Consider the following 8490-nt stretch of genomic DNA (forward strand, 5'->3'; position numbering starts at 1 on the left):
GCCTTGGTAGAATGGCCCCATGTCAGATGCCTCCACCGCCGTCCGCCCGTCGCTGCGCGATCCGCGCAACTGGCCGATGTTCGCCGCCATGTTCGGCGCCTTCGCCATCGCCCGCCTGCCGTGGATGCTGCAGCGCGCGCTGGGCCGGGGCGTCGGCTGGATCACCTGGCGCCTGCTCGGCAGCCGCCGCCGCGCCGCCGAGGTCAACCTGCAGCTGTGTTTCCCCGAGAAGGACGAAGCGTGGCGGCAGCGCCTGGTGCGCGACAGTTTCGATGCGCTGGGCGTCGGCGTGTTCGAGTGCATCCGCGCCTGGTGGGGCAGCATCGACAGCATCCGCCCGCAGGTACGGGTCGAAGGCCTGGAACACCTGCGGCAGATGCAGGCCGAAGGCCGCGGCGTCCTGCTGGTCTCCGGCCACTTCATGACCCTGGAGATGTGCGGCCGCCTGCTGTGCGACTACGTCGATCTTTCCGGCATGTACCGCAAGCACAAGAACCCGGTGTATGAGTGGGCGGTCAAGTTCGGCCGCCTGCGCTATGCCAAGGCGATGTTCGCCAACGAGGACATCCGCGCGACCGTGCGCCACCTGAAGAAGGGCGGCTTCCTCTGGTACGCGCCAGACCAGGACATGCGGGGCAAAGACACCGTATTCGTGCCGTTCTTCGGCCACACCGCTTCGACCATCACCGCCACCCATCAGCTGGCACGCATGACCGGCTGTGCGGTGATTCCGTACTTCCACCGGCGCGAAGGCGGAAAGTACTTCCTGAAGATCGGCGCGCCGCTGGAGAACTTCCCCAGCGAGGATGTGGAAGCCGATACCACCCGGGTCAACCAGGCCATCGAAGCGATGGTGCGAGAGGCTCCCGACCAGTACCTGTGGATCCACCGCCGCTTCAAGCGCCAGCCCGGCGGCCGGAGTGATTTCTACAAATAGCGGTGCGTCGGGAATGCTCCATCCACGCATGGCGTGGATCTACCAAAGCACGCTCCGTCCGGTACATGCAGTAGAGCCGCGCCATGCGTGGATGGACGATCAGACCACCGTCGGCGTGTCGCCCGCGTCCCGCGCCAGCAGGCTGCCGGCGAACAACGCAGCCAGCAGCACCGTCAGGCCACCCCAGAAAGCGGAATAGAACGCCAGGTGCGTATTGAGCGGGAACACCGTGACCGCCAGCGCCAGCATCGCCGGCCGGGCGCGATCACGCGCAGCCGCCGGGGCATAGCGCCAGGCCCGCCAGGCCTGCGCCACCGCCGCCAACCACAGCAGCAGGCCCAGAACGCCGGTCTCGGCAAGGATTTCCAGCACGATCTGGTGGGCGTGCAACGCCGGTTGGTTGCCCCACACGGCGGGGCCCTCATCTGACACGCAGGCCGGATACGCATCGCGGAAGCCGCGCGCACCGACACCGTTGACCGGATGCTCCTCGATCATGCACACCGCCGCGGTCCAGATGCGCGCGCGCCCCGAAAGGGCCTCGTCAACGCCCTGCCCGTCTTCGTTCCATGCCTGCGCCGTGCGCGCGACACGCTCGCGCAGCTGCGGCACGCCCGCTGTCAGTGCGGCCGTACCCAGCGCTGCCACCAGGGCCAGCAGCAGCAGCCGCTTCCAGCCGAACTGGCGCACGCCGCTGTAGGCCAGCACCAGCACAAAGGTGATCCACGAGGCGCGCGAACCTGCCAGCAGCAGCACGCACCCCAGTGTCGCAGCGGCGAGCAACCACCCTGCATTGCCGAAACGCCGCGCCATCGGCAGCAGCAGGAACGGTGACAGGCTGGCCAGCACCTGGCCGAATTTCAGATTGCAGGGCCCAAGCGCGCCACTGAGGCGGTCGGCCAGTGCGGCTTCGTCGGCCGGGCACAGCGCCTGGCCACTCACGGCCAGCTTCAGGTGTTCCAGCGACCAGAACCACGGGCTGGTGCCAGCCAGCGCCTGCACCAGCGCGTCCAGCGTCCACACGCCGGTGATCAGCGCCAGGCCACCGAAGGTCAAGCGCCGCCGTTCCGGCGTGGCCACCGCGATCGCCACCAGCCACATGAAGGGCAGGTAGCGCAGTCCGGCGGCCGCCTTGGTCCACGAGGCCGAAGGGTCGATCGCATCGATGGCCGAAAACGCCTGCGGCAGCCAGTAGCCGAGGAACAGGATCGAGGTCAGCGCCCACGCCGCCGTGCTCAACAGGTGCGGGCGGCGCTGCAGCCGGCGCATCACCATGCGCGCGGCAGCATAGACCGCGCCAAGGCCCAGCACGGTTTCGGCAATGCCCGGCAGCGGCCACATCGCCACGTACGCCAGCACCCACCAGGGCGCCCAGCGCCCGGCACGGTCGTCGCGCACGATGGCAGCGGGGTCAGCCGGCGAGATCGGCATAGAGGCGGAGGGTGTCGCGCTGCATGGCCTGCAGGGTAAACGGGATGCGGGTCGGCAGGGACGGCGGCTGCGCCAGCAGGGCCAGCGCACGTTCACCCAGCGCGTGCGCGTCGCCCAGCGGCACCGCACCGCTGGGCTGCAGCTGCTGCAGCAGTTCGCCGACGCCACCGTGGTCCCAGCCCAGCACCGGGCGGCCGACCGACAGCGCCTCGAGCACGGTGCGGCCAAAGGCTTCCGGCTTGTCCGACAGCTGCAGCACCAGATCGCTGGCGGCGTAGGCCTGGGCGATGCGGACGGTAGGCGTGCTGATCTGTACGGCCTCGGCCACGCCCAGCGCCGCGGCCTGGCGGCGCAGGCCAGCCACGTAGGCCTCGCGCCCGGGTTCGTCGGTGCCCAGCATCCACAGCTGGGCAGGCACGCCGGCGGCACGCACGTCGGCCAGCAGCTGCAGCGCGTGGGCGTGGCCCTTCAGTCGGGTGCCGCGCCCCGGCAGCAGCAGCAGCGGGCCCTCAACCTGCGCCAGCCACGGGTAGTCGGCCGCCAGGGCCAGCCGCGGACGGCGGTCGGCGCGCGCCACGCGCGGGAACTGGTTGACGTCGACACCTCTCGGTACGACCCGCAGTTTTTCTTCCGGCACCGTCGGGTAATGGCGTTGCACGTAGGCACGCACGGTGTTGGACACGCAGATCACGCGTTCGCCACTGGTCATCACCGCGCTGTAGCGGCTGGGCGAGTTCAACCCGTGCACGGTGGTCACCCAATGCGGGCGCTGTGCGGCGGGCATGGCGCGGATCGCGTACAGGCCCAACCAGGCCGGCAGCCGCGAACGGGCATGCACGATGTCCGCACCAACTTCGGCAAACAGCCGGCGCAGGGTCGGCAGATGGCGCAGGGTCAGCAGCGACTTGCGGCCGATATCCAGGGTGAGGTGCTCGGCACCGCTGTCCAGCAGCGGCTGCACCAGGCGGCCGCCGGCAGACACCACCAGCGCGCGATGGCCGGCGACAACCAGGGCCGCAGCGATTTCCAGGGTCGAGCGCTCGACACCACCGGAGTGCAGCGCCGGCAGCAACTGCACCACGGTCAATCGGCGCATCGAAGGGGCCGCCGTTTAGTCGGCCAGCACGAACACGGACCCGCAGTAGGGGCACTGCGCTTCGCCGTTGGGCTCGTCCTCGATCGGCAGGTACACGCGCGGATGCGAGTTCCACAGCGCCATTTCCGGGGTCGGGCAGCTCAACGGCAGATCGCTGCGGTGCACGGTGTAGCGCTTCTCGGCGTTGGCGGGCGCGGTGGCGGTATGGCTCATGGCGGATTCGGTGAACGGGTTGCGAGGCCTGTGATTCTAGCATCTGGGCCGCAACGACATTGCCCCGCAACGGGCCTTTGCACGCCGCCGCCGATGCCTCGCATCTCCCCGCCGCACGCCGGGCGGCGGTGATTCCGGGGATTTCGCGGTCGTTCCGGCAGGTTCGCTCGCCAGAATCGACTCCAGCGATATTTCCCGCATTTGGATCGAACTAAATGGCACTTGCCAGCGCGCGGCGGCTGTTGCAGGATCGGGCCAGGTCGCACCTCGACCCACCCAATCCAACCCGATCGCATGGCCCGCCCCCACCGGACCGGCATCGCCTCTTCCACTGCCAGCCTGGCGGGCGGAGCGATGCTGTCCGTGGTGTCCGCCGATGCGGGTTCGCCCGCCGCCAGCCCTTCCGGGAGACCCTTGCATGACCCTGTCCGATCCGCGCCGCGCCCTGCTTCCGCTCGCCCTGGCCCTGGCCTGTGCGACCCCTGCGATGCCGGCGCGGGCGCAGGGGCTGCAGACCTCGTTCGAACCGGGCGAACCTGTCCCGGCGCAGGCCACCGGTGCGCTGCAGGTCACGATCGGCAATGGACCGGCCGCGCCCTACGCCGCCAAGCGCAACGCCGGCTACAGCGGCCTGCATGCGCTGCGCTACAGCAGCGAAGGCGGCAGCGCGCGGCGCGAACTGTTCAAGGCCGACCTGCCCATCGAGGCCGATACCACGCTGTCGTGGCTGGTGCTGCCGGAAATCGTCGGCAAGGACACCGTCGCCTCGACCTATGTATCGCTGGACCTGCTGCTGGACGATGGCAGCCGCGTCTCGGCCGGTGCGGCACGCGACCAGCATGGCGTGGCGATCGGCGCGCGCGCGCAGGGCGAATCGAAGACGCTGTACCCGCAACAGTGGGCCCGCAAGGCGGTGCGGCTGGGCGACGTGCCCACGCTGAAGGGCCGCCGCGTGGTGGCGATCGAGCTGGAGGTGGCCAGCGCCGAGGGCGCGCCGGTCTCTGGCTGGATTGATGACGTGCGCCTGGATGCCCAACCGCGGCAGCGGCCGCAGCGCGTCTCCGACTGGGTGCTGACCACCCGCGGCACCCAGGCCAACGGCACCTTCTCGCGCGGCAACAATTTCCCGGCCACGGCGGTGCCGCACGGGTTCAACTTCTGGACCCCGGTGACCGACGCCGGCGCACTGAACTGGCTGTACCGCTGGAACGAACAGAACGATGCGCAGAACCGCCCGCAGCTGCAGGCACTGGCACTGAGCCACCAGCCCAGCCCGTGGATGGGCGACCGCCAGACCTTCCAGGTGATGCCCTCGGCCAGCCGTGGCGTGCCGGACGCCGACCGCCGCAAGCGCGCGCTGTCGTTCGACCGCCGTCATGAAAGCGCGCGCCCCTACCGCTACGACGTGCGCTTCGACAATGGCATCGCTGCTGCCATCGCACCGACCGACCATGCCGCGCTGTTCCGCTTCGAGTTCCCCGAGGGCGGCGACGCCAACCTGCTGTTCGACAATGTCGATGCGCGTGGTGGCCTGACCCTGGACACGGCCACGCAGACCCTCAGCGGCTACACCGATACGCGCAGTGGCCTGTCCAACGGCGCCAGCCGCATGTACGTGGTGGCCAGCTTCGACAAGCCGTGGCGCAGCAGCGGCCGCCTCGACACCGACCGCCCGACCGGTTACATCAAGTTCAATGCCGGCAGCGACCGGCAGGTGACGATGCGTATCGCCACCTCGCTGATCTCGGTGGAACAGGCGCGTCACAACCTGGCGCTGGAAATCGCCGCCGCCGACACGCTGGAAAGCGTGGCCGGCCGTGCGCAGGATGCATGGGACGCGCGCCTGGCCCGCTTCGACATCGGCAATGCCAGTGACGACCAGAAGACCACCTTGTATTCCAGCCTGTACCGGCTGTACCTGTATCCCAACTCCGGCCACGAGAATGCCGGCAGCGCGGCCGCGCCTGACTGGCGCTACGCCAACCAGGCCAGCGCCAGCGACGACAACACCGAGGGCAGCGCGAACCGCAGCTTCACCGGCGTGCGCGATGGCAAGGTGTTCGTCAACAACGGCTTCTGGGACACCTTCCGCACCACCTGGCCAGCCTATGCGCTGTTCACGCCCGACGATGCCGGGCAGATGGTGCAGGGTTTCATCGAGCAGTACCGTGCCGGTGGCTGGATCGCACGCTGGTCGTCGCCGGGCTACGCCGACCTGATGGTCGGTACCAGCTCGGACGTGGCATTTGCAGATGCGTGGCTGAAAGGCGTCGGTGGCTTCGATCCGGCAGAGGCCTACGCGGCCGCGCTGAAGAACGCGACCGTGGTCCCCCCCGACCGCCACGTCGGCCGCAAGGGCATGGACCGCTCGACCTTCCGTGGCTATGCCAGCGCGGACGTGCACGAAGGCATGTCGTGGACGATGGAAGGCGCACTGAATGACTTCGGCATCGCCAACATGGCCGAGGCCCTGGCCAAACGCGCGACCACGCCGGCCGCACGCGAGCGCTACAGCACCGAGGCCGACTACTTCCGCCATCGCGCCGCCAGCTACGCGACGATGTTCGATCCGGCCGCCGGCTTCTTCCAGGGCCGCAAGGCCGATGGCCAGTGGCGCGTGGACGCCAAGGCCTACGACCCGCGCGTGTGGGGCCACGACTACACCGAATCCAATGGCTGGACCTTCGCCTTCACCGCCGCCCACGATGGCGAAGGACTCGCCGCGCTCTATGGTGGCCGTGACAAGCTGGCAGCGAAGCTGGATGCCTTCTTCTCCACCCCGGAAACCGCCGACCCCGCGTTTGCCGGATCCTACGGCGGCACCATCCACGAGATGACCGAAGCGCGCGATGTGCGCATGGGCATGTACGCGCACAGCAACCAGCCGGCGCACCACATCCCATGGATGTACCTGTACGCCGGGCAGCCGTGGAAGACCCAGCAGCACGTGCGCGAGATCCTGTCGCGGCTGTATGTGGGCAGCGAGATCGGCCAGGGCTATCCGGGCGACGAGGACAACGGCGAGACCTCCGCGTGGTACGTGCTGGCTTCGCTGGGCCTGTATCCGCTGCGCATGGGCGCCCCGGAGTACGTGATCGGTTCACCGGCGTTCGAACATGCGAGGGTGGAACTGCAGGGCGGTGCGGTGCTGACCGTGAACGCGGCCAACAACTCACGCGAGAACGTCTACGTGCAGTCGCTGAAGATCAATGGCAAGCCGTGGACGAAGACCTGGGTGCCGCACGAGCTGATCGCCAAGGGCGCGACGCTGGACTTCGTGATGGGGCCGCAGCCTTCGCGCTGGGGCAGCGGCGTGGACGATGTGCCGCGCTCGCTGACCGCGCGGGGCCAGCGCCCGCAGCTGCTGCACGACCTGCTCGGCAGTGGCGCCAAGGCGACGCTGGCCGATGGTCGCGCCCTGCCAGCGCTGGTCGACGACGATGCCGCCACGACCGTCGGCCTGGGCGGCGGCGCAACCATCGCACTGACCGGCCTGGGCGACGGCGTGCCGACCATGTACACGCTCACCAGCGGTGACGGCCGCATCCAGGGCGGCGAATGGACGCTGGAAGCGCGCAGTGGCAACGGCCGCTGGATCGTGCTCGACCAGCGCAGCGGCGAAGCCTTCGAGTCTGCCCGCCAGACCCGACCGTTCCGCATCGCCAAACCCGGTCGTTACAGCGAGTATCGGCTGCGCCTGGCCGCACCGGGCCGGCTGCCGCTGGCGGAGATCGAACTGTTGGCGCCCAGCGCCGTACAATGAGCCCCATGCGCTACCGTCTGCTGCCTCTGGCCCTTGTTGCCCTTTCCTTCTCCAGCTTCGGCCAGACCCAGGCCTTTGATGCGCAGCTGACCCGCGACGGCGTGACGCTGAACTACCAGGACGCCCGTGGCGCCCTGGCCGCGCCGCAGCGCAAGCGGATCATCGATACGTTCTACTTCGCCTACCTGCGCGAACGTGCGGACTTCCACCCGGCCGCGCCGTCGATGGTGCGCATCGTGATCGACCCGGCCTACACCGGGATCGCCTTCGTCGGTGACAAGGACCAGGCCGCAACGATCACCATCAACCCGGGTTGGCTGGCGCAGCACCCCAACGACATCGACCTGGTCACCCATGAGGCCATGCACATCGTGCAGGGCTATCCGGGCTATGGCGACGCACGGGTGCCGGGTTGGCTGGTGGAGGGCATCGCCGACTACGCACGCGACCGCTACGGCATGGACAATGCCGCCGCGGGCTGGGCACTGCCGGGCAAGGTCGAGAAGGGACAGAACTTCGACAGTGGCTACCGGGTGACCGGTGCGTTCCTGAAGTGGGCCGACGCCGAACACCCGGGACTGGTGCTCGCACTGGACAAGGCCCTGCGCGACGGCCGCTATGCACCGGCGCTGTGGCAGAAGCACACCGGCAAGGCACTGCCGGCGCTGTGGGCGCAGTACGCCAAGCCGCGTTCCGACGCTCCGCCGCCGGCCCCTGCACGCCGCGGCAAGCGGCGCTGACGCCCACGCTGTCGCCGGCGCCTCAGCGCGACTGCACGAAACCGGCGTACAGCGCGAACAGCTGCTGGAAGTACCGCCGCGTCACTCGATTGCGCATGACACCCTCGCCGATGGGAAGTTGGTCGGGCCCAGGGTGGGAAGGCCGGTCCGGTCCCTTCCCACGGCCGGGCCGCGTGGGCGTATTGGGCCGCAGCGGCGTTGCAGGGAAATGACCGCCGGACTGCAATTCACCGGGTAGCGCCGGGGCCCGCCCCACGGGCGGCGGGCACCCCCCCGCGGCCCGCCGCCGCCGGCAGGCCCCCCGGCACCC

Annotated in this window: 6 protein-coding genes; 3 read left to right on the forward strand and 3 right to left on the reverse strand. The window is 69.4% G+C overall.

Annotation, left to right across the window (positions count from 1 at the left end; all coding sequences use genetic code 11):
- Window positions 1-19: 19 nt before the first annotated feature.
- The gene (locus RCF13_RS06590; protein WP_061479569.1) at window positions 20-937 is read left to right on the forward strand and encodes an LpxL/LpxP family Kdo(2)-lipid IV(A) lauroyl/palmitoleoyl acyltransferase; all 918 of its coding nucleotides are present in this window, start codon (window positions 20-22) and stop codon (window positions 935-937) included.
- Window positions 938-1036: 99 nt separating this feature from the next.
- Here the strand turns inward: RCF13_RS06590 and RCF13_RS06595 are convergent, their stop codons facing one another.
- The 3 genes from RCF13_RS06595 to RCF13_RS06605 are packed head-to-tail and all read right to left on the reverse strand — an operon-like array spanning window position 1037 to window position 3677.
- Window positions 1037-2368, reverse strand: coding sequence for an O-antigen ligase family protein (locus tag RCF13_RS06595; protein ID WP_134969511.1), 1332 nt, complete (start codon window positions 2366-2368; stop codon window positions 1037-1039).
- Window positions 2349-3464: a glycosyltransferase gene (locus tag RCF13_RS06600; RefSeq protein ID WP_231352287.1), complete on the reverse strand. Its 1116-nt coding sequence runs from the start codon at window positions 3462-3464 to the stop codon at window positions 2349-2351. Before RCF13_RS06600 ends, RCF13_RS06595 begins: the two co-directional genes overlap by 20 nt.
- A 15-nt stretch (window positions 3465-3479) precedes the next feature.
- Window positions 3480-3677: a zinc-finger domain-containing protein gene (locus tag RCF13_RS06605; RefSeq protein WP_005410967.1), complete on the reverse strand. Its 198-nt coding sequence runs from the start codon at window positions 3675-3677 to the stop codon at window positions 3480-3482.
- Between the two features lie 418 nt (window positions 3678-4095).
- Between RCF13_RS06605 and RCF13_RS06610 the strand changes: the two genes are divergently transcribed.
- Complete coding sequence (locus RCF13_RS06610; RefSeq protein ID WP_231352288.1) at window positions 4096-7440, forward strand: GH92 family glycosyl hydrolase; 3345 nt, start codon at window positions 4096-4098, stop codon at window positions 7438-7440.
- Window positions 7437-8180, forward strand: coding sequence for a basic secretory protein-like protein (locus RCF13_RS06615; RefSeq protein WP_049416677.1), 744 nt, complete (start codon window positions 7437-7439; stop codon window positions 8178-8180). The genes RCF13_RS06610 and RCF13_RS06615 overlap by 4 nt, the downstream gene beginning before the upstream one ends.
- Window positions 8181-8490: the final 310 nt, after the last annotated feature.

The sequence above is a fragment of the Stenotrophomonas maltophilia group sp. RNC7 genome (assembly GCF_030910085.1).
Taxonomy (GTDB): Bacteria; Pseudomonadota; Gammaproteobacteria; order Xanthomonadales; family Xanthomonadaceae; genus Stenotrophomonas; species Stenotrophomonas sepilia.